This window comes from Paenibacillus aceti, from assembly GCF_003614185.1.
In the GTDB taxonomy this organism is placed as follows: Bacteria; Bacillota; Bacilli; order Paenibacillales; family Paenibacillaceae; genus Fontibacillus; species Fontibacillus aceti.
The window spans coordinates 1,977,237-1,999,486 of record NZ_KZ987724.1 but is presented as its reverse complement, the minus strand read 5'-3'; the positions used below and the strand labels follow the sequence as shown (position 1 = coordinate 1,999,486).

The 22,250-nt window shown below is 49.3% G+C and carries 23 protein-coding genes and 1 riboswitch; of the genes, 22 read left to right on the top strand and 1 reads right to left on the bottom strand.

Annotated features, from left to right (window positions below; genetic code table 11):
- The first annotated feature begins 51 nt into the window (after positions 1–51).
- From BFJ94_RS08850 to BFJ94_RS08825, 6 genes are all read left to right on the top strand, one after another.
- Entirely contained in the window at positions 52–699 is a 648-nt protein-coding gene (locus tag BFJ94_RS08850) for a stage V sporulation protein AA (RefSeq protein ID WP_229717227.1), read from the top strand.
- A gap of 11 nt (positions 700–710) precedes the next feature.
- Positions 711–1,121, top strand: a complete 411-nt coding sequence (locus BFJ94_RS08845; RefSeq protein WP_120465165.1) for a stage V sporulation protein AB — start codon at positions 711–713, stop codon at positions 1,119–1,121.
- Between the two features lie 50 nt (positions 1,122–1,171).
- A complete protein-coding gene (locus tag BFJ94_RS08840; RefSeq protein ID WP_120462329.1) occupies positions 1,172–2,869 on the top strand; it encodes a spore germination protein in 1,698 nt (565 codons plus the stop codon).
- A 113-nt stretch (positions 2,870–2,982) separates the two neighbouring features.
- Entirely contained in the window at positions 2,983–4,314 is a 1,332-nt protein-coding gene (gene lysA / locus BFJ94_RS08835) for a diaminopimelate decarboxylase (RefSeq protein WP_120462328.1), read from the top strand.
- Positions 4,315–4,440: 126 nt separating this feature from the next.
- Positions 4,441–5,634: a transposase gene (locus BFJ94_RS08830; RefSeq protein WP_016311143.1), complete on the top strand. Its 1,194-nt coding sequence runs from the start codon at positions 4,441–4,443 to the stop codon at positions 5,632–5,634.
- A 295-nt stretch (positions 5,635–5,929) separates the two neighbouring features.
- On the top strand, positions 5,930–6,364 hold the full coding sequence (locus tag BFJ94_RS08825; protein ID WP_120462327.1) for a peptidylprolyl isomerase: 435 nt from the start codon (positions 5,930–5,932) through the stop codon (positions 6,362–6,364).
- Positions 6,365–6,427: 63 nt separating this feature from the next.
- On the opposite strand, the gene tlp is transcribed toward BFJ94_RS08825, so the two are convergent.
- Positions 6,428–6,649 (bottom strand): small acid-soluble spore protein Tlp, encoded by a 222-nt coding sequence (tlp, locus tag BFJ94_RS08820; protein WP_120462326.1) that lies wholly within the window; start codon positions 6,647–6,649, stop codon positions 6,428–6,430.
- Between the two features lie 630 nt (positions 6,650–7,279).
- A riboswitch (FMN riboswitch) is annotated at positions 7,280–7,489 on the top strand.
- A 322-nt stretch (positions 7,490–7,811) separates the two neighbouring features.
- Here tlp and ribD point away from each other — a divergent pair.
- The 16 genes from ribD to ccsA all read left to right on the top strand — a co-directional run bounded on the left by ribD (position 7,812) and on the right by ccsA (position 22,249).
- Positions 7,812–8,915 (top strand): bifunctional diaminohydroxyphosphoribosylaminopyrimidine deaminase/5-amino-6-(5-phosphoribosylamino)uracil reductase RibD, encoded by a 1,104-nt coding sequence (gene ribD / locus BFJ94_RS08815; protein WP_120462325.1) that lies wholly within the window; start codon positions 7,812–7,814, stop codon positions 8,913–8,915.
- A gap of 78 nt (positions 8,916–8,993) precedes the next feature.
- Positions 8,994–9,668: a riboflavin synthase gene (gene ribE / locus BFJ94_RS08810; protein ID WP_120462324.1), complete on the top strand. Its 675-nt coding sequence runs from the start codon at positions 8,994–8,996 to the stop codon at positions 9,666–9,668.
- Positions 9,669–9,724: 56 nt separating this feature from the next.
- Positions 9,725–10,966, top strand: coding sequence for a bifunctional 3,4-dihydroxy-2-butanone-4-phosphate synthase/GTP cyclohydrolase II (locus BFJ94_RS08805; RefSeq protein ID WP_120462323.1), 1,242 nt, complete (start codon positions 9,725–9,727; stop codon positions 10,964–10,966).
- A gap of 32 nt (positions 10,967–10,998) precedes the next feature.
- Positions 10,999–11,466 carry a 6,7-dimethyl-8-ribityllumazine synthase gene (gene ribH / locus BFJ94_RS08800; RefSeq protein ID WP_120462322.1) on the top strand — a complete coding sequence of 156 codons (468 nt, stop codon included), beginning with the start codon at positions 10,999–11,001 and terminating at the stop codon, positions 11,464–11,466.
- Positions 11,467–11,652: 186 nt separating this feature from the next.
- The gene (gene tnpA / locus BFJ94_RS08795; RefSeq protein WP_120460925.1) at positions 11,653–12,126 is read left to right on the top strand and encodes an IS200/IS605 family transposase; all 474 of its coding nucleotides are present in this window, start codon (positions 11,653–11,655) and stop codon (positions 12,124–12,126) included.
- A 194-nt stretch (positions 12,127–12,320) separates the two neighbouring features.
- Entirely contained in the window at positions 12,321–13,115 is a 795-nt protein-coding gene (locus BFJ94_RS08790; protein WP_498043779.1) for a segregation and condensation protein A, read from the top strand.
- Positions 13,084–13,725 (top strand): SMC-Scp complex subunit ScpB, encoded by a 642-nt coding sequence (gene scpB / locus BFJ94_RS08785; RefSeq protein ID WP_120462320.1) that lies wholly within the window; start codon positions 13,084–13,086, stop codon positions 13,723–13,725. Before BFJ94_RS08790 ends, scpB begins: the two co-directional genes overlap by 32 nt.
- Positions 13,726–13,873: 148 nt before the next feature.
- Positions 13,874–14,605, top strand: coding sequence for a DUF2953 domain-containing protein (locus tag BFJ94_RS08780; protein ID WP_120462319.1), 732 nt, complete (start codon positions 13,874–13,876; stop codon positions 14,603–14,605).
- An 83-nt stretch (positions 14,606–14,688) separates the two neighbouring features.
- Positions 14,689–15,165, top strand: coding sequence for a GerW family sporulation protein (ytfJ, locus tag BFJ94_RS08775; protein WP_120462318.1), 477 nt, complete (start codon positions 14,689–14,691; stop codon positions 15,163–15,165).
- 167 nt (positions 15,166–15,332) lie between these two features.
- Entirely contained in the window at positions 15,333–16,499 is a 1,167-nt protein-coding gene (locus BFJ94_RS08770) for a D-alanyl-D-alanine carboxypeptidase family protein (protein WP_120462317.1), read from the top strand.
- Between the two features lie 43 nt (positions 16,500–16,542).
- Positions 16,543–17,169: a nucleoside recognition domain-containing protein gene (locus BFJ94_RS08765; RefSeq protein WP_120462316.1), complete on the top strand. Its 627-nt coding sequence runs from the start codon at positions 16,543–16,545 to the stop codon at positions 17,167–17,169.
- A gap of 16 nt (positions 17,170–17,185) precedes the next feature.
- Entirely contained in the window at positions 17,186–17,719 is a 534-nt protein-coding gene (locus BFJ94_RS08760; protein WP_120462315.1) for a spore maturation protein, read from the top strand.
- Positions 17,720–17,881: 162 nt separating this feature from the next.
- Entirely contained in the window at positions 17,882–18,640 is a 759-nt protein-coding gene (locus BFJ94_RS08755; protein WP_120462314.1) for a pseudouridine synthase, read from the top strand.
- Positions 18,641–18,770: 130 nt separating this feature from the next.
- On the top strand, positions 18,771–19,304 hold the full coding sequence (locus BFJ94_RS08750; protein ID WP_120462313.1) for a TlpA family protein disulfide reductase: 534 nt from the start codon (positions 18,771–18,773) through the stop codon (positions 19,302–19,304).
- A gap of 9 nt (positions 19,305–19,313) precedes the next feature.
- A complete protein-coding gene (resB, locus tag BFJ94_RS08745; RefSeq protein ID WP_120465164.1) occupies positions 19,314–20,981 on the top strand; it encodes a cytochrome c biogenesis protein ResB in 1,668 nt (555 codons plus the stop codon).
- 2 nt (positions 20,982–20,983) lie between these two features.
- Positions 20,984–22,249, top strand: a complete 1,266-nt coding sequence (ccsA, locus tag BFJ94_RS08740) for a cytochrome c biogenesis protein CcsA (protein WP_120462312.1) — start codon at positions 20,984–20,986, stop codon at positions 22,247–22,249.
- The last annotated feature ends 1 nt before the right edge of the window (position 22,250 follow it).

The window sequence follows — 22,250 nt, the reverse complement described above, 5'->3', positions numbered from 1 at the left end:
TCTGTCTGCTTTGGCATACTATGGGCATTACGGAATAAAGGGGTGACTATATTGAGCAAGATACCTCTTCCTCTTCCCTGTATTTACTTACGTTTGCGCAAGCAAGTAAGACTTCCGGCCGGGTCCTCCATAAGGGTACGCGACATCGCCCGGGTTCTCGCCGAACCTGATCAGGAAGGGATCGTACTTGATCTGATGCTCGAGCGCCCGGAGAAGAGCGACGGCAATTTGATCGTAATTGATACTCTGCAGGTGATCTCGGTCATCAAACAGCGCTTTCCTCTGGCCCAGGTCGAAGTGATCGGCGAACCGCATGTGCTTGTCGAGATGATCGCGAAGGAGAAGAAGCCGTCCCTTATTTTATTCGCAGTGGTCTGGCTTCTGTTGTTCTTCGGCGCTGCACTGACCATTATGAACTTCCATGCGGATGTGAGCATGCCTGCCGTTCAGGTGCGGATCGTCGAGATGATTACTGGACATAAGGATGAGCATCCTTATCTTTTTCAGGGCGCGTATTCGATAGGGATCGGGTTTGGGATGATCATCTTTTTCAATCATTTATTCAAGAAAAAATGGAATGAGGAGCCGACTCCCCTGGAGGTGGAGATGTTCTTATATCAGGAGAATCTGAATCAATATACGATCGCCGAAGAGTACAAGCGGATGGGAGAGCTGGAATCCAGGGAGAAATCCCCTTGAATAGTCTGCTGATGTATGTGGGTGTTGTTTTTCTTGGGTTTGCTGGAGGCATCGCCGTCGGAGCTGGAGTAATCGCCTTATTCATCGTACTCGATATGATCCCGCGTCTGGCTCAGATTACGAGAACCTTCGATAAGGTTCATTGGTATGAAGGCGCGATGGTCAGTGGCTCGTTCATCGGCACGATTGCAGATTTCTGGAATTGGAAAATGGCCGGGCCTTGGCTTTTTAGCGGCGTTATCGGGCTTTTTAACGGGATTTTCGTCGGGATGCTGGCGGCGGCGTTGACCGAGGTGCTCAACGTATTACCGATCATTGCCAAGCGGCTGCATATGCAGCGTTTTTTATTCGGCTTGCTGCTGGCGATGGTATTTGGGAAGGTGGCTGGCTCGTTTTTTGAGTGGTTTATTTATAAACCATAAATCAGGAAATTGGAAGGTAATGGCGTTTTTTTGAAGGGAGTAGAGGTAGTATGGATCAAGAGAATCAAAATTCTCAGCAGCATAGCCGCGATAATGAGAACCTGCCCGGCTTTATTCATGAGGCTGATCAGACTGTGGAGGAGCATTCAGAACAGGGTAATCAATCGGACAAGGGTAAGCTTGCGGAGCAACCTCGTCTAGGCGTATGGACCAAAAATGAACTCCAGAAAAAAAGAGAGGCAGAAAAGTCTGACTCCCTGGAGGATTCCATCATATATTGGCAGCAGAGCGATAAGATCAGCAAAAGCCTGCCTACCACCAAGCGGACGCTCGCGGAAGTCATCGGTCTAGGCAAGAGCTTTGATGTTGTCTTTCGTGAAATGAGCTTTGCCGGCAAGAAGACGGGATTGCTCTTCATTAACGGATTTGCCAGCAGTGAGGTTATGACGGAGATTATTAAGCGTCTCACTTACTTGACGCCGGATAATTTATCCTCGGGGGCACTACACTCCTTCTTCGACTTGTATATTCCCCATATTCAGGTGGAGAAGGCGGAGCAATTGAGCGTAGTGATCGATAACGTCATGATCGGAATGAGTGCGTTCTTCATTGAAGGCGAGCAGACCGCGATCATTATGGATACGCGTAATTATCCAGTGCGCAGCCCGGAGGAGCCCTCGCTGGAGCGGGTGGTCCGTGGGGCCAGGGACGGGTTTACAGAGACACTGCTGACGAATGTAACCTTGGTGCGACGGCGCTTGCGCGATCCCGGTTTGAAGTTCGAAGCCTGTCAGGTGGGAAGACGGACGAAGACGGATGTTTGCCTCGCCTATATCGATGATATTGCGGATAAGGTGGAAATTGAAGCGGTACGCAAAAAAATAAAAGCTTTGAACATGGACGGAATTCCGCTTGCCGACAAACAGCTTGAGGAAGCCGTTTTGCACACTGGCTGGAGTCCTTATCCCCATGTCCGTTATTCAGAGCGCCCGGATGTTGTAGCTTCGCATTTACTGGAGGGCCGGATCGTTCTGTTCGTCGACACCTCCCCGAGTGTCATCATTTTGCCTACGACCTTCTTTGATCTATGCCAGCATGCCGAAGAGAACAGGCAGACCGCATTTATGGGCACGTATTTGAGGTGGGTAAGATTCTTTGGTATCTTCTCTTCCTTGTTCCTGTTGCCGCTATGGCTCCTGATCGTTATTCATCCGGAATTCAAGCCAGGGCTACTGTCCTTCGTCGGGCCGCATGATCAGGCCAAAATTCCGTTGATCGCCCAATTCCTGCTCGTCGAGTTCGGGGTGGATCTGATGCGGATGGCCGCAGTTCATACCCCTACGCCGCTGGCCTCGGCGATGGGCTTGATTGCGGCGATCATGATCGGCGATATTGCCGTGAAGACGGGCCTGTTCATCAATGAGGTGATCCTCTATATGGCGGTCGCTGCGATCGGGATGTTTGCAACACCTAGCTATGAATTAGGGCTGGCTAATCGGATGGTCCGACTCTTCCTGCTTATTGCGGTCTCTATTTTTGGCGGGCCGGGCATGGTCGTTGGAACGACGCTGTACATTCTGTTCCTGACCTTTCAGCGTTCGTATAATTCGCCATATTTATGGCCGTTTATTCCTTTTAATGCCAAGGCGATGGCGGCGATATTGTTCCGCGTTCCTGTAATGACCTCCAAGCAAAGGTCGTCCTTCAACAAGCCGCGGGATCGAACGCGCATGCCGCAAAACGAATAGATGGTGGGCGTGTCTACCAAAAAACACAAATCATGTTCATAATAATCCATTTTTCAGTTCACCGTTTGTTTGCTATACTGGTGTAAAATTGAAAACAGTGGAGGATTGCATAGATGTATTTACACGGTACGAGCAAAATTAATACAAAAGGCCATCTGGAAATCGGCGGCTGTGACACGGTAGAACTCAAAGAGACCTACGGCACACCGCTTTACGTTGTAGATGAAGACCTTATACGGCGACGGAGCCGTGAATATATGGATGCCTTCAGAGCATCCGGTTTGTCCTTCCAGGTTGCATATGCAAGCAAAGCCTTTTGTGTTATGGCTATGTGCCGGCTGGCAGAAGAAGAGGGCTTATCCCTGGACGTCGTTTCCGAGGGTGAATTGTATACTGCACTTCAAGCGGGATTTCCCGCGCACAGAATTCATTTCCATGGAAATAATAAGACACCGTTTGAGCTTGAAATGGCGATCGATGCAGGCATCGGCTGTTTTGTAGTCGATAATATGGTGGAATTGCATATGCTGCAGTCGATCGCGGCTGAGAAGAAGACTACGGTAAATATTCTGCTCCGGGTAACTCCCGGTGTTGAGGCGCATACACATGAGTACATTTCTACGGGCCAAATTGACTCCAAGTTCGGTTTTGATATCGGCAATGGCTCAGCTTTTGAGGCGGTTGGGGAAGCAAAACATTGCACGAATCTAAATCTGCTCGGGGTACATTCCCATATCGGATCGCAGATTTTCGAGGTGGACGGCTTCCAGCTGGCTGTGGAGAGAGTAGCGAATTTTGCTGCAAAAGTTAAGGAAGAGCTGGGCATTCTGTTCCAGGTTGTCAATCTCGGCGGAGGCTTCGGTATTCGTTATACGGAGGAAGATAAGCCGCTGCATGTGGCTGATTATGTCCGGGCGATTACGGATGCAGTGAAGAAGTATTTCAGCCTAAGCTATCCAAAGCTTCCGGAGATTTGGGTAGAACCGGGCCGCAGCATTGTAGGCGATTCGGGCACTACGTTATATACGATTGGAACGAGCAAGGATATTCCAGGTGTTCGTAAATACGTAGCAGTAGATGGGGGGATGACGGACAATCCGCGTCCGGCTCTGTATGAATCCAAGTATGAGGCGATGCTGGCGAACCGGGCCTATGATTCGAATGAGGAGACGGTATCCATTGCCGGCAAATGCTGCGAGACCGGTGATATGCTGATCTGGGATATCGAGCTGCCTACGGCTAATCCTGGTGATTTGTTAGCGGTGGCTTGCACAGGAGCTTATAACTATGCCATGGCCAGCAATTATAACCGGATTCCGCGTCCGGCTGTCGTATTCGTCAAGGATGGACAGAGTGAGGTTGTCGTGCGGCGCGAGACGCTGCAAGATATTGTTGCTTATGATGTGGTTCCGGCACGGATGTTGAAGCAGCCGTCATTTAAATGAGCGTTTTGCAGTAATCTGAGGCCTTGAGCCGTAAGGATTTTCGGACATAAAAAAGGGACTTCACCCCAACTTGGAGAAGTTTTCAAGTGACCAAACCCAAAAACCTCAAGGATGGAGGAAGTCACTTTGTATATTCTCCAAGAATGTCTGTTTTCCTTCGAAGAACTTTTAAAAATTCAACCCAAGGAGAGATTGCCGATCTTCTTCAGTTCTCTCGATCTGAGACCGTATGCCAAGGAACTGAGAAGCCGTTCACCCCGAGGCGCTGAGGGATACTGCAGACAAGGTATTCTACGAGCACTCTTGGCTGCGCCGCTTGAAGGAATAAGTACCTTTTCAGGGTTGCATAAGCGTTTGGATACGGATCTCCGGTTTCGTTATCAGTGTGGTCTTCCGCTGGATCGAGAAGCTCCTTCCATATCCACATTAAGCCGAGTTTTCTCAGAACTGACGAGAAAGGACTTGGCAAAACGGCTTTTTGAGGATTTGGTCACACGCTGTCAGCAGGAAGGTATCATAGAAGGCAGTAACGTCGCCATAGACAGCGCCGCTCTCCGCGCTTACGAGAAAAAGCAGCCCAAACGCAAAAGCGAGCAAACGGGTAATGCGAACTGGGGCGCAAAAATTGATTCCTTCGGCAATAAAATCACATGGTTTGGTTACAAAATTCATCTGGCGGTCGATACGAAAAGTGAATTGCCGATCGCCTTGGAAGTAACGCCGGCGCATGTCAATGATGGAGAAATGGCGCCGGGCCTGATCGAGAAAACAGCGTCCAGGACGAGCACACGATTTTTCATACTCGATGCGGGCTACGACCAAATGAAAGTTTATGAGGCCGCCCGCAACGTCAAGGCACAAGCCATCATTCCCCTTAATCTGCGGGGGGAGAAGGAACCGCCTGCTGGCATGACCTCGAACGGAACACCGTGCTGTTCCATGGGTTATGCGATGACATACTGGGGAGTTGACGGCGATATGCATAAATTTCGCTGCCCGCATGCCACGGGTAAAGTCGACTGTCCGCTTGGCATGGCTGCCTGCTCGTCTTCAAACTATGGAATGGTCGTCAAAGTAAATGCGAAGGATGATCTCCGGCGATACAGCATCCCTCATCGGGATACAAAGCGTTGGAAGGAACTTTACAATGAACGAACCAGCGTAGAACGCTGCAACTCCCGATTGAAAACCTATTTGACGGCAGACGCCGCACATGTCCGGGGCATTCAGAAAGTCACAACTCACCAGTATTTGAATGCCATTGTTCTGCTTGCATCTGCGCTCGCCGTTTCTCATCATTCAAAACGGGCTGCCGCTTAAAAAACGAGCTGTTCTAAAATTCTGCAAGTCTGCCCTTTTCTTCACCCATATAATACCATTTTCGAAAATTACCCCTTAACGACAGTGAATATGCTATCGCTTCTTCTCTGAAACGGAATTATGCAAAACACTCAAATAAGAGAACCTAAATAGGCCGTGAGAGAGCGCGCAGTTTTAGCGTATTCTTTCACGGTTTTTTAATTTTGCAGTCCGGCTGCTCTTTGCTCTGCAGGTCATTTCATAGTACACTGGAATAGGTTTTTGTCTAACAGATTAATAAAAGGAAGTGACCGATATGAAAAAAGGTAAGATCGTATTGGAAAACGGCGGGGTTGTCGAAATTCAATTTCTGCCTGAAGAAGCACCGGGTACGGTAGCAAACTTTGAGAAGCTGGCCAACTCCGGTTTCTATAATGGACTTACATTCCATCGTGTGATCCCTGGCTTCGTGGCCCAAGGTGGTTGCCCGATCGGCAATGGCACCGGTGGCCCTGGCTACACCATCAAATGTGAGACTGCGACGAATGTGACGAAGCATGAACGCGGCGTTCTGTCCATGGCTCATGCGGGTAAAGACACCGGCGGCAGCCAGTTCTTCATCGTGTATGAACCGCAACCGCATTTGAACGGAGTGCATACTGTCTTCGGTAAAGTAACCTCCGGCATGGATTTGGTAGACCAAGTCCGCCCTGGCGACAAGATGCAAGAAGTATCCGTTTGGGACGAATAGAGCACAATAGCAGACCATAATAAAGGGATCTCTGACATTACATCAGAGATCCCTTTACTTTAACTATTGCTGATCCGAAGTCTCGTCCTTGATTTCCTCGCGAAAACCTTCGATACTGCGCAGACGCTTCTTGTTTTTTTCCTCGATTTGCTGCTTCTCGGAGCTCGATATTTCATCGGCATGCTCGCTTAAATAATCCTGACCTTCACGGAAATTGTCGATAGTATTTGTTATATGCTTGCTTAATTTCTCTGCGTTGTCCGAACGATCATCGGGCTTAGCCATGGAACAGCCTCCTCTAGTTTTAGATTGCAAACTTGACGTTGCTCGTCAGTATTATCTTTCTGCTGGGTCAAGGATTTTATTCATGATACGGCCTTGGGGCGTACTTAATGCAAATCTTACACTTATTTCTGGAGAGGAGGGAATGCCCCTTCGTTTTGTTGCATTTTGTACAGTTAAAATCCTGCTTTCCTTGATGAATTAAGGGAAACTGATCATTAGATGTACTATTTGCAGTTAAAGTGGAGCCTCAGCCGATTTGCGATATTTTAGATGCACTTTATGCAGTTAAAAACTTCAGTAGCCTCTTACAGCTGACCCCCATTAAGCTCTTCCAAATGATAAATGCAAATATGCAACTATATTGACTCATTATGCGATCCACAGTGCAAATAGCTGCTTTTATACATCTATCCGGGCGAATTATCCATGAATCGAGGCTGAAGTAAGGAAATAGTTGTATTTTCGCATCTACCTGCTCATCTCAATCCCATTTCCCGGAGGATAAGTGCATTATTGCAATTATTAGACGTTGGTGGGCAAATACAGCTGTATAGTTTCCCGTGAATCCTTGATTTTTAAGGTTGATAGTGTTAACATTCGAAATGCAAGGATGTTTTAATAACCGAATATTGTTTCCTTCGGGGCGGGGTGTAATTCCCGACCGACGGTGATGGCATGCTAGGGGCGAAATTGGCTGATATGGCTTATGAAATGACTGGCATGCACGAGTCCGTGACCTGTATATCGTTAAGTGACAATTGTACACTACTCGATTCGATATATGGCTGAGCCGGTGAGATTCCGGGACCGACAGTATAGTCTGGATGGGAGAAGGAAGACGCAGATGAACCTTTGGCTTGCACAATGTGCATCCGTTTTTTTAGAATGATGCATTCTATTTGCAGTCGATAAGTTCTAATTTTCACAAAGTTATTGTACATGCTTCTGGTACATAGCTTCTGATTCAGCATCGCCGGAATTGGATCTGGCTTTGTCTGTTCAGTTCATGTGATTTTTTGGCGTAGTCGCTCTCATACTAACCCTGATGGATAATCTTCCGTCGGGGTTTTATTTATTTGCAAGGACTAGGCGAGAGGGAAAAAGTCATTCCCCCGTTGCCTCATCCGATTTATTGAAATGAGCAGGAGTGGAGGTGAGAAGTATGATGCCGATTAATGATGAATTCTATATGAGCTTGGCCCTCGATATGGCGGAACGTGCCCAAGGGCAGACCGGGATTAACCCGGTTGTGGGGGCAGTAGTGGTCAAGGATGGCGCTGTCGTTGGCATAGGGACCCATCTACGGCGTGGCACGGCTCATGCAGAGGTGCATGCCCTGAATATGGCGGGCGCAGCGGCGGAGAATAGCACCGTATATGTCTCGCTTGAGCCCTGCAGCCATTACGGTATTACTCCGCCTTGCTCGCAGCGGCTGATCGAGGAGAAGGTGCAGCGTGTAGTCGTCGCCTGTGAGGACCCGAATCCGAGCGTAGCCGGCCAAGGGATTGAGATGCTGCGCAAGAGTGGTATCGAGGTGGAGGTTGGTGTACTACGCGAGCGGGCACTTAAGCTGAATCGGAAATTCAACAAGTACATCACCACGAGGCTGCCCTATGTAACTCTGAAAACGGCCAGCACCCTAGATGGCAAGATCGCCTCGAAGAGCGGGGATAGCAAATGGATCTCCAATGAGGCTGCGCGGGAAATCGTGCATACGCTACGGCACCAGCATCAAGCGATCTTGGTTGGAGCAGGCACAGTGATCGCTGATGATCCGCAGCTCACTACCCGATTGTCTGTGCCGGGATTATCCCCGACGAGGATTATCGTCGATTCAACCTTACGCATTCCGGATCATAGTAAAGTATTGACGGACGGGCTAGCCCCAACGATGATGCTGACGACAACAAGGGCTAGCGAGAACCGTATAGCGGCCCTGCGTGATAGAGGGATTGAAGTGATAGTGTGCGGAGATGGTCCTCAGGTCGATCTTGAGCTGGCGATGAGATTGCTCGGCCAACGGGAGATCGCTTCGATTCTGGTCGAAGGCGGTGGCAAGATCAATGGAGCGATGCTGGAGCAGCGCCTGGTCGATGAGATCATGCTGTTCCTGGCTCCTAAATTGATCGGAGGGCTTGGGTCACCAGGAAGCTTCGTATTTACTGGCTACGAACGGATGAGAGATAGTGTGGTGCTGACGGATATGGAAGTGGAGCAGATAGGAGATAATATCTGTATCAAGGGTAGACCGATCTATTCCGTATAGTGCATCATAGCACGTCATTGCGTGCATCTCGTGTATCTTGAATCAACTCGGATTTACATGGAACAAGGAGGGAAGAGCATGTTCACAGGAATCGTAGAAGAGATCGGCACGATGAAGTCGATAGGCCGTAAGGGCGAGGCGATGGTGCTGGGCATTCTGGCTAGCCGCATCATGGATGATGTGAAGCTGGGGGACAGCATCGCTGTCAATGGCGTCTGTCTGACAGCCACTTCCCTGGAAGCATCCGGCTTCACCGTCGATGTGATGCCGCAGACCTATCGTCATACCAATCTGAAGGATCTGAAGCCCGGCAGCAAGATTAATCTGGAACGGGCTATGGCGGCAGGCGGCAGATTCGGAGGACATATTATGCAAGGCCATGTGGATGGCACCGGAACGATCGCCAGCATGCGGCAGGATCAGAATGCTGTCTTCGTTGAAATTGAACCGTCCGATCCGGCATTATTCCGATACATTATTCCTCAAGGCTCCATTGCCATCGACGGGATCAGCTTGACCGTCGCAAGTGTCGCCGGGGGGAGGTTCGCGGTATCGATTATTCCTCACACCTGGAGTGAAACGGTATTAGCCTTAAAACGGACGGGTGATACCGTGAATCTGGAGACGGATGTGCTCGGCAAGTATGTAGAGCATTTACTGCGATTCGGTCGCCATAACCCGGAGGGAGAGCAGCCGTCAGGCCAGCCTTCCCAGGTGGATTTATCATTTCTGGTCGAGAACGGGTTTGCTTGAAGATAGGGTTCCTGGCAACATTTATTGAATCACAGCCATTGTAGGAGGGGATAGATATGAACGATATTCAATTGAATCGCATTGAAGATGCGATTTATGATCTGATGCGCGGCAAGGTCATTATTGTCGTCGATGATGAGGATCGGGAGAATGAAGGAGATTTTGTAGTTCTGGCCGAGAAAGCAACCCCCGAGGTTATCAACTTCATGATTACAGAAGGGCGAGGGCTTGTCTGTATGCCGATCACGCAAGAGCGGGCCGAGGAGCTCGATCTCGGGCCGATGGTGGCGCAGAACACGGATAATCACGGGACGGCCTTCACCGTCTCGATCGATCATCAGGAGACCTCTACCGGCATATCGGCCTATGAGCGGGCCTTGACGGTGCAGAAGTTGATGGATTCAAATGCGAAGCCGACCGATTTCCGTCGACCGGGTCATATGTTCCCGCTGATCGCCAAGAAGGGCGGTGTGTTGCGCCGGGCTGGTCATACGGAAGCGGCGGTTGATCTGGCTCGAATGTGCGGAGCCTACCCGGCCGGAGTCATCTGCGAGGTCGTGAAGGAAGACGGCACGATGGCCAGATTACCGGATCTGGCGGAGATCGCCCGTAAATTCGACCTGAAGTTGATCAGTGTCAAGGATTTAATCCATTACCGGAATGAAAAAGAGAAGCTGGTCAATCGCGAAGTCGAGGTTCGCATGCCGACTGATTTCGGCGAATTCAAGGCGGTGGCCTACACCAATGATGTCGATGCCAAAGAGCATGTCGCTCTGGTGAAGGGAGATATTGGCGGGGAAGAACCAACGCTGGTACGCGTACATTCCGAGTGCCTCACCGGAGATGTCTTTCATTCGCATCGTTGCGACTGCGGCCCGCAATTCGCGGCTGCCTTGCGCCAGATTGAGAAGGAAGGCCGGGGCGTTCTTCTCTATATGCGTCAGGAAGGCCGCGGCATCGGCCTGATCAATAAATTAAAAGCGTATAAGCTGCAGGAGCAAGGGCTGGATACCGTCGATGCCAATCTGAAGCTGGGCTTCCCGCCGGATTTGCGAGATTATGGGATCGGCGCGCAGATTCTCAAGGACCTGGGCATCCGCCAAATCCGTCTTATGACGAATAATCCGCGGAAAATCACCGGCCTGGAGGGATACGGTCTGGAAGTTGTCGAGCGAGTACCGATTCAGATGGAGGCCAATGAAGATAACTCCAAGTACTTGCATACGAAGCAGGCCAGAATGGGGCATTTGCTGCAATTTGATGATATTGAACAAGATGAATCCTCACAGCAGAATTAACTAAATACACTACCTGAAGGGAATGGATATATATGCCACAAGTATTCGAAGGACATTTAGTATCGGAAGGATTAAAATATGCGATCGTCGTTGGGCGGTTCAATGAATTTATAACAAGCAAACTGTTGAGTGGAGCACTCGACGCCTTACAGCGTCATGGAGTGAAGGATGAAGAGGTTCACGTCGCTTGGGTACCGGGAGCGTTCGAGATTCCGTTCGCGGCGCAGAAACTGGCGGAGAGCGGTAAATACGATGCTGTAATTACGCTTGGAACGGTCATCCGCGGCTCAACGACGCATTATGATTATGTGTGCAATGAAGTGGCCAAGGGCGTGGCGGCCATCGGTCTTAAGACCGGAGTCCCGACGATCTTCGGGATCGTGACGACGGAGAACATCGAGCAGGCGATCGAGCGGGCCGGAACGAAGGCAGGCAATAAAGGCTGGGATTCGGCAATGGCGGCGATTGAAATGGCAAACTTGACTAAACAGCTAAAATAGTGCTTATTTAATGTAGTACCCTTTATAGGGTACTGCATTTTCATTATGGCTTTAGCCAGTTGAGTGCGTGAAACGCGCGAAACAAAAAACCACCCGCTATGCGGGTGGAGGGATCGAGGGTTTGACCAATAAGACCATCCCGATAGAATTGAGATGTTCAGGCTCAATTGAAAGGAATGGTCTTAGATGGCAAACAAGAGCTATAGTCTAGCTCACACGAAGTGGATGTGCAAATACCACATTGTGTTCACCCCGAAGTATAGACGGAAAGAGATCTATAATCAAGTGAGGAAAGACTTAATCGAAATTTTCAAACGTTTATGTAAGTATAAGGGAGTGGACATCCTGGAAGGTCATATGATGCCAGATCATGTACACATGCTGGTAGCGATCCCCCCAAAGATAGCCGTGTCCACATTCATGGGATATCTGAAGGGGAAAAGTTCGCTAATGATCTTTGAAAAGCACGCGCAACTAAAGTATAAATATGGGAATCGAAAATTTTGGGCAGAAGGCTATTATGTAAGTACAGTGGGCCTAAATGAAGCAACCGTAGCAAAATACATTCGTGAACAAGAAGCACATGACCAAGCAATAGATAAGTTGAGTGTAAAAGAGTACGAAGATCCGTTTAGCAGTAACAGGAGCAAAAAGAAATAAACCAGTTTAACTGGTTAGTGAAAGTGACAAATTACACTGAGCCTGAACAGATTTGTGGTCAGGCTAGCGTCTTTAGGCGCAGTTTGGCAACAGGGGGTTATACCCCAAGTGCAAACCACCCGTTGGACGGGTGGTCATGATTTTAATCTGGATGTTTATGTTATGTAGGCATTTTTATGGGTGGAGGATGTTCATTGACGACTGTATTATATAAACTGGAAGCGTTCGAGGGACCGCTTGATCTTCTCTTACACTTAATAGATAAAGCAGAGATCGATATCAATGAGGTCTCGATCAGCGAGATAACCGACCAGTATCTTGAGTATTTGCACAATATGCAGGAGCTTGAGCTGGAGGTTACCAGTGAATTCCTCGTCATGGCGGCCACATTGCTGTCGATCAAGAGCAAGCAGCTGCTTCCCAAACCGCCCGTGATCGAGATGGATGATGACTTCGGCTTCTACGAGGATGAGGAGGACCCTCAGGAAGAACTGATTCGCCAGCTGATTGAATATCGGAAGTATAAGGGGATCGCCGAACAGCTTCATGAGATGGAATGGGAGCGCAGCTTGATCTTTACGAAGGAACCGGAGGATCTGACGCCGTTCATGCCGGAGATTCAGGAGAATCCGGTGCAGGGGCTTCATACCCAGGATCTGATCGAGGCCTTCCAGAGAGCGATCCGCAAAGCGGCCAAGCGCAACGCGGTTGCCCGGATCCACCGGGACGAGATCTCGGTGAAAGATCGGCTTAAGGAGGTAGTCTCTGTTCTCGCCGCCCATGGCAAGGGAGATCGGCTGCTCTTCTCCAAGCTGCTGCATGCGGAGATGTATCGTCATGAGATTGTCGTGACGTTTCTGGCAATTTTAGAATTAATGAAAATGAAACAAATCGTTTGTTATCAGAACAAACTTTTTGATGATATAGTCATAGAGTGGAGAGGTGAAGTTTCGGCCGATGAATTTTCAGGAATTGAAATCGATTATTGAAGGTTTGCTATTTCTAGCTGGGGAGGAGGGAATCAGTGTAGCCCAGTTGGCGGAGGTTACCGAGCAGCGTAAGGAGATTGTGAATGATGCCTTGCTCGATATGAAGAACTCTTTTGAACGGGCAGGCCGCGGTCTGCAGGTAGTACAGATCGCCGGCAATTATCAGTTGGCGACTTTGCCGCAGCATGCGCCTTATTTTGAGAGATTAGCTTATTCCCCTTCGCGTTCCTCCTTATCCCAGGCTGCGCTGGAGACCTTATCAATTATTGCCTACCGGCAGCCGATTACCCGGATTGAGGTTGAGGAGATTCGCGGAGTCAAGTCGGAGCGGGCTATTCATACGCTGGTGAACAAGGATTTGATCGAGGAGGTCGGTCGTGCAGAGGCGATTGGACGCCCGATCCTGTATGGAACAACGAAGGCCTTCCTCGATTATTTTGGACTGGCCAGCTTGAAGGATCTGCCGGCGATGGAGGATATTCAGAGCACGGATCAGCTTGAAGAAGAGACAGAATTATTGTTCAAGAAGCTGGAGCAGCAGCAGCTTACTTTTGATGATGTGGCACGTGACAGAGTAGAGTTGACGGATGCCGAGGGGCCGCTCGAATAAGCCCTTTTTTAATTGCTTTTAAGACCTTTACCAGCGATGAGCGGTGAAGGTTTTTTAATGCTCTCTTTTCACAGAATTGAATGTTTCCGAAGCTGAACAGCCATACTATGAAGAGCTTGTTATCTGAAAAGGCTTGGAGGGCGTTCTCGTGTGGATTTGGCTCGGAAGCGGCCTGTTCCTGCTGTTTCTCATCATCGTTGTACTCCTGTTATCCCAAATCAAGCTCCGCTTAATGGCCAAGAAGAATAACAAGGATGACATGGTCTTGATCGATGTAACCTTGCTCTATGGCTTAGTCTCGCTTCACTATAATGTACCGACGATCGAGCTGAACAACCTGCGGGATGGATTGATTATCAAAGGAGAGCAGAGTAGTAATTTGAACGAGAGACAGACGGCGAATCACGAGCAGGCGATTCATATTAATAAACAGAAAATTAAGCAGTGGACAGAGGAATTCAAGATGATGCTGGAGGCGACGCTCGGGTTGAAGGGCTGGATCCAATCCACGTTCCGGCACCTCAGGGTAACCCGGCTTGATTGGTCTACCTATATCGCGCTGTCGGATGCTGCGCATACCGCGACATTGACCGGCTTCGCTTGGGCGATCAAATCGACATTGGTCGGATTTTTGTCATATCATATTTCACTTCGTCAACGTCCCAAGCTGCTTGTAGTACCGAAATTCGGCGTTTCTCCTTCTTTTGTCAGTGAACTGCAATGTACGGCACAAATTCGCTTGGGCTATGCAATATATGCGCTATTCGTATTGATCTTTCGGGTATTGCGTGAGAATAAGGGGCTCCGTAAATGGTTGAAGTTATTGAAAAGATCCAACCGAGAAGGTCGGGATGATGGAGATCAAGCTTCAAGGGCTTAAATCCCATACATACAACTGCCCTGGTATGAGCAGACTACGATAAGCATAGTCCTTATTCAACCCATTACTAAGGAGGAAGAACAATGGCTGAACATCCAATTCAAGGGTTAATGCAAACGGCGATGGAGAACATTAAGGAAATGGTTGATGTAAACACGATCGTCGGCGAAGCGGTTCAAACATCAGATGGTAGCGTGATCCTTCCGATCAGCCGCGTTGGCTTCGGTTTCGCTGCCGGTGGCAGTGATTTCTGTATTGATGATGACGATGATCATGAGAAAAGCACGTCGTCGAGCAGCTCTGGGGCTTCCGGCAAAACAAGACCCTTCGGCGGCGGTAGCGGTGGCGGTGTATCCATCAATCCGATCGCTTTTCTCGTAGTAGGCAATCAAGGGGTGCATATCGTTCCGCTCGATAACCAGACCCATTTGGCGGAGAAGATGATCGATACGCTGCCTAACGTTATCGACAAAATTCAAGCGATGCTTCCAAAGCGCCAGGAAGACACAACACCAACACCACCGCCAACCACAGAGGTTGAAATACACACAGATCTTTAAATTTGAGAAGTAACACTATTCGATCCTTTCCGGCAGCTCCGGGAGGGTTCTTTTTTTGAGCACCGGGGTTCCCTGGCAACCTCTATAGGGATCTGGGACATACTATCTTAGGGAAATGCATATAATGATACCAATCCGCAAAGCAATTAGCCGAAAGGAATATTACGATGACAATAACATCTAGGTTAAGACTTATATCCCTGCTTGCGAGTTGCTTGCTGTTATTGTATCCGCTAGGGGTACAAGCCAAGGAGCAAGACAAGGGCCACATACCGCCGTCACCGGGGAGCCATGCCCACGCCGTAACTCTGATGGATGTGACATCTGGCAGAATATTGTACGAGCATAACGGGGATGAGGAGCTTCCCATCGCCAGTCTGACGAAGATAATGACCGCGATCGTCGCTATTGAGCATGGTAGATTATCCGATAAGGTCAAGGTAGGCCGTGCGGCTTATGGCAAAGAGGGATCGTCGATTTATCTTCATCTAGGGGAAGAAATGACGCTTGAGAATATGCTGTTCGGCTTGATGCTGCGCTCGGGCAATGACGCCGCTACAGCGATCGCTGAGCATGTCGGAGGCTCGGAGGAAGGGTTCGCGCGGTTGATGAACGAGAAGGCATCCCTGCTGGGACTCACTCATTCCCAATTTCAGAATCCGCATGGGCTCGACGCCAAGAATCATTACTCTTCCGCGAATGATCTAGCAAAACTGACGGCTTACGCGCTGCATAACCCGGATTTCAGAGAGATTGTCAAAACCCAGGTGAAGCAAGCGCCCAACCCGAATGATCCGTGGGATTATAAATGGATTAACAAAAATAAAATGCTGCGCTTTTACGAAGGGGCGGACGGAGTTAAAACCGGCTATACGAAAATAGCGAAGCGCTGCCTGGTCAGCTCAGCGACCCGCAATGGCCAGCAGCTCGTCGTCGTGACGATCAATGACGGGGATGACTGGAATGATCATCGCAAGCTGCTCGATTACGGCTTCGCCCATTTCCCGCTCGTCGAGATCGTCAAGAAGGGTCAGACTGTGCAGAGTGGAATTGTAGCGGGTGCAGCCTTCAAGTATGCACTCAACGAAGCGGAGACAGAACTGATTGAGAAGAAACTTGTATTGCACGAAGAGAATCCGCTTCGATTTGGCTATCGGGGAGAGCTCCAGATTTCATTGGGGGAGCAGCCGATCGGCAAGGTCCCGCTCTATAAGCGCGGCAGCGTTCCGGCAGCACCGAAGCTATACCAGCAGGTATACAGCTCTACAGATCACAAGCCGGGATGGCTAAGATCGTTACAGGATGCGTTAAGAGCATTATTTTCAGGGGATTAGGGGAAGCGGGCTGAAGGGCTGAATGATAGGGGGATGAGGGGATATGGTTAATAAAATATGGCTCGGCCTGATTGTGATCGGCTTTTTGTTCGCTGCGGTCAAAGGCGATATAAATACGGTTACGCAAGCAGCCTTCGATGGTGCGGCGACCGGGGTCACCGTGTGCTTCGGCCTGATCAGTGTGCTTGTATTCTGGCTGGGAATGATGCGCATGGCCGAGGATGCGGGTCTGATTAAGACGATCTCCAAAATGCTCGGTCCGGTCGTCTCTTACTTATTTCCTGATGTGCCGAAGGATCATCCGGCAATGGGCTTCATTCTCACCAATATGAGCGCCAATGTGCTCGGGCTGGGCAATGCGGCCACACCGATGGGGATCAAGGCGATGCAGCAGCTACAGGAGCTGAATCCGCATAAAGACACGGCCTCTCCGGCGATGTGTACGCTCCTGGCCTTGAATACGGCGAGCATTACACTTATTCCTACAACTTTGATCGCGATCAGGCTTAATTTCAATTCGGCGAATCCGGCGGAGATCGTCGGTTCAACGCTTATCGCAACAGGGATTGCCACGATGGCTGCGATCATAGCTGACCGTTTCTACCGTCGGCGCTATTCAAGGAAGATCCCGCCGCCAGTCACTCCTCCGACGATTACGATGAAGAGGTAGAAAGGGGTGAGCTTCTTTGCTGGAGTGGGTTAACCTCCTGTCGGCCTGGGCCGTACCGGTCATGATCGCATTCATTCCTTTATATGCTTATTTCAAGAAGGTGCCCGTGTATGAATCCTTCGTCGACGGAGCGAAGGACGGCTTTAATACAGCGATTGGAATCATTCCTAATCTGGTCGGGATGATGGTAGCGATCAGCGTATTCCGGGCTTCAGGGGCGCTGGAATTCTTCGTCGGCCTCATCTCGCCATTGTTCGATTACTTCCGTATTCCCGCAGAGGTGCTGCCGCTTGGCTTGCTGCGTCCGTTGACGGGAACAGGCTCTCTGGCGTTCACGACGGATCTGATCAAGACCTATGGGCCAGACTCGCTGATCGGCCGGATCGCCTCGACTATCCAGGGAAGCACCGATACGACGCTCTATGTCTTGACCGTATATTTTGGGGCTGTGGGAATCCGCAACGGGCGCTATGCCCTTAAGGTTGGCTTATTCTCAGATATCGTCGGATTTTTCGCGGCGATCGCGATCTGTCTTCTTTTATTTGGTTGAACTGCCATGCTCAGGACGAATCCTGTGCTGGCGGTTATTTTTTTCGGAATAAAGAAACTATGAAATATATGCTTCAAGCTCACTCGCATTTCTTATTTCAATGTCCTATTGTGAATTTCTTATCCTATAGGTATCATGTGTATTGAGGTGACTAATAAGAAGATGGAAAGACTACAGAAAATACTGGCAAATGCAGGCGTAGCTTCGCGCCGGAAGTGTGAAGAATTGATCTTGAGCGGTAAAGTGATGGTGAACGATGAGGTCGTAACCACGCTTGGAACGAAGGCGGATCCAAGTACAGATGTCATTACAGTAAATGGTAAGACCATCGGTACAGAGAAGAAGGTATATATCGTATTCAATAAGCCGAAGGGCGTCATTACGAGTGCCTCTGATCCGCAGGGAAGAAAGATAGTCACCGACTACCTGAAAGGTATTAAAGAGAGATTGTATCCTGTCGGTCGTCTCGATTATGATACGGAAGGCTTGCTCATTTTAACGAATGACGGCGATTTTGCCTATCTGCTGACCCATCCGAAGCATCATGTTTCCAAGACCTATTTGGCGACAGTCAAAGGAGTGCCCCATGGTACCGAGCTGGACAAGCTGAAGCAGGGGATCATGCTGGAGGATGGGATGACAGCTCCTGCAGAGGTGGAATACCACGACATCGATCCCGAAGGCAAGCAGTCTACGATTTCGATTACGATCCATGAGGGAAGGAACCGTCAGGTGCGTCGCATGTTTGAGGCCATCTCGCATCCGGTGATTAAGCTGAAGCGTATTTCCTTCGGCGATCTATTCCTCGGCAACTTGAAGAGAGGCTTATATCGTCATCTGACGAAGGAGGAAGTGGAGAGCCTGTATAAACTGGCCGAAGCAGCCGGACGATCAGGCAAACCAGGCAAGAAAAATAAGTAAATTTTAATTCGGACACACAATATTCATAATTCCCCTTGCTAAAAATATGGCAATTTTCGTTATAATGTTCATAGGATGTTCACGATTTGTTCATTGATTTATGAAAATTGTCATAGTGAGGAGAATGGATATGGGGAAGGCGAGACGTCCGGTACAAATTATTGTATTGCTCTGTATCGTAATATTGGGCGCATATGCCATCAATTCAGCAGTAGCCGGCAGAAGCAGTGATAAGCCTGTTGTAGGCGGCAAACCGCCGGCCATGAAGCTGCTCGGACTCGATGGCAAAGTACATACCCTGGATGAATATAAAGGGAAGGCCCTTGTGATCAACTTCTGGGCCACATGGTGTACCTATTGTGTGAATGAAATGCCCGCCCTCCAGAAGCAGTGGGAGAAGTGGCGCGATCAGGGAGTTGTCGTGCTCGGAATCAATACCGGTGAAGACCGGATGACCGTAACCAATTTCACACAGCAATTGGGAACCGATTTTCCGATTTGGTTCGATTTTGATAATGAAGCTGTTCGGGATTATGGAGTCGTACCGATGCCGACGACCTTCTTTGTAGATAAGACAGGCCGAATAGCCTCCATTCGTGAGGGCGAGCTGAATTTGAGTACTTTGGATACTCAGATTCAACAGCTCGTACAGACCGAGGGGTAAGCTATGGCGCTGATTGAGAATACGAAATGCGAATGCGGACACCAGAACCGGGTCGGTACGGTGCTATGTGAATCCTGCGGCAAGCCGCTGGATAATAGCGGTGAATCCCAGGCATTGCTGGAGATGCGTTATGATGGGGTAGCCCGGCGTTCCCAGCGCGTAAATCCTAATTTCATAGATCGTATCTGGAACTTCTTCTCATCGGTGAAGGTTGCGGTTTATTTGATCCTTTTTACGCTGCTTGGTGCGATGCTGGGCACTATTTTTGAGCAAGAGAGTAATTTTATTAATTTCGATCCTTCTACCTTCTATAAGAACAAGTATGGCCAAATCGGCGAAATCTATTATAAATTAGGGCTCTCGCATACTTATGAGTCCTGGTGGTTCGTGCTGCTGCTGGTGATGATCGGTGCTTCCCTCGTCATCTGTAGCCTTGATCGCGTGCTGCCACTTTACAAAGCGCTTTCAAAACAGCGGATTCGCAAGCATCTGCAATTCCTCACCCGTCAGAAGGTGGTCTATCAAGGCCCGATCCATGAAGGGGAAGAGACGGATTGGGTTGAGCGGGCCGTTAAGCCGCTTCGGCGGAAGAGGTATCGTGTGCATGCGGAGAAGGATGCATTGCTCGCGGAGAAGCAGCGTTTTAGCCGCTGGGGCCCCTATATAATACATATCGGGCTGATCGTATTTCTGCTGGCCGTATTGTTCCGTGGCTTGCCTGGACTACATCTGGACCAGCATTACTGGTTCCCGGAAGGAGAGAAGACGAAGATTTCCGGAACGAATCTCTATCTGGAGAACGAGAAATTCACAGTGGAGTATTATTCGCAGGATGAGATGTCGGAGGACTTCCGTAAGACGGGGAAAGAAGTACCCAAGATGTTCGAGACGAAGGCGATCCTCTATGAATGCACGGCCAATTGTGATGATCCCTCCAAGCAGCCTCAGCTGAGGGAAGTGAAGCGTCATGCGATTCAGGTGAATGACCCTCTATCTTATAAAGGGCTGAGCGCCTATCAATTTGATTTTGACCTGACTCCGAAGCTGCGTTCGGTACAGCCTGTACTAGTCAACAAGGTAACCGGAGAGCAATACGGGAAATTCAAGCTTGAGATGAATAACCCCCAGCAGGAATTCAAGCTAGGACCCTATACATTAGAATTGAAAAATAAATTCCTGGATTTCTCCTTAAATGAACAAGGGCAGCCTATCTCCAAATCCAAGGACCCGAATGCACCAGCTTTTCTGTTCCTGGTGAAGGGTCCGGATATACCGGAGGAGGGCAGCCAGTTCATCTATTTTCCGAAGCAGATCGATAAGGAACGATTCCAGCAGGATGCCATCAATGAGAAATTGGGCGGCTTGCAGAACAAATTACAGATAGATGTGCTGGGGATGGAGGATGTTGACTTTATAGCCTCATCCAGCTATCTGAATATCCGGATTGACCGGGCCATGCCTTTTGTCTGGCTGGGACTTGGAATCGTGATGCTTGGTTTGATCATGAGCTTCTACTGGCAGCATCGGCGGATCTGGCTCCGCATCGATGACGGGATACTGACGCTCGGCGCCCATACCACCAAGAACTGGTTCGGTATGCGCCGCGAAGTTTCTTCATTCCTGGCTGCTATGGGCATAGAAGCAGATGAGAAGTCATTGGAAAACGGGGGGAAATAACTATGGATTTTTTGGAAATCAGTCGATATGGATTTATGATAGCCTTTTTTCTTTACTGTGCCTCATTCATTTTTTATGTCGTAGCCGTAACAGGGAAGACGTGGAAGAACAGAGATCCCGAGCAGCATGAGCGTAAATGGGGGAGAATATCTTTTGTAACTTCTTCTTTAGGTTTATTATCCCATCTTGTGTATTGTGCGGCACGCTGGGCTTATAGCGGTCATATCCCCGTCAGCAATATGTATGAGTTCATGACCTTCCTGTCTATGATGGTGATGATCGCTTTTACCGTAATCTTCTTCATTTATCGCAAAATATTACTCGGCATGTTCGCGCTGCCGATCGCGATTATCATCATGGCTTATGCCGCTGTATTCCCGCGGGAGGTGCAGCCGCTCATTCCTTCACTACGCTCCATCTGGCTGTATATCCATGTTACGCTGGCGGCGACAAGTGAGGCCTTTTTTGCAGTAGGCTTTATAGCGGCTCTGATCTACCTGCTGCGGACGATAGAATTCAACAGCACTGACAAATCAGCACGCCGCCAAAAATGGTGGATTGAATTTACGCTGTTTTCTATTATTATAGTAGTGGGCTTTATTGTGTCGGTTTTTGCTTTCCGTGCCGCTGGGTATGAAGCGGTATATACGCAAAATAAGACAACGATTGACAGCCAAGTACAGCAAGATAGTACAATAGATAAACAGGGAGTTTATCATATGCCGCCGATCATAGCGCCATATGAGAGCAAGCCTGTGTCAGTTCCGGCTTTTCTCGGTATGGATCGGGCCTGGTTTGAAGCGCCGTCATGGATGAGCGGAGCCAGCGCAGCCCGCAAATTGAATACGGTGATATGGGCCCTAATTACCGGGATTGTGCTATATTTAATATTAAGGCTTATTCTTCGCCGTCCGCTCGGCCAGGTATTGGCCCCCGCAGTCAGGGGGATCGATCCGAATGATGCAGATGAGATCAGCTATCGGGCGATAGCGATTGGATTTCCCATCTTTACGCTTGGCGCACTGGTATTTGCCATGATTTGGGCCCAGCAGGCGTGGGGGCGTTTTTGGGGTTGGGATCCAAAAGAAGTGTGGGCTTTAATTACATGGCTGTACTACAGCGTCTATTTGCATTTGCGTTTATCCCGCGGTTTTCAGGGGCGCAAGGCATCATGGCTGGCTGTACTCGGTTTCCTCGTGGTAATGTTTACGCTCGTGGGTGTAAATCTTATTATTGCCGGTTTGCATTCTTACGCGGGCACAGACTAAC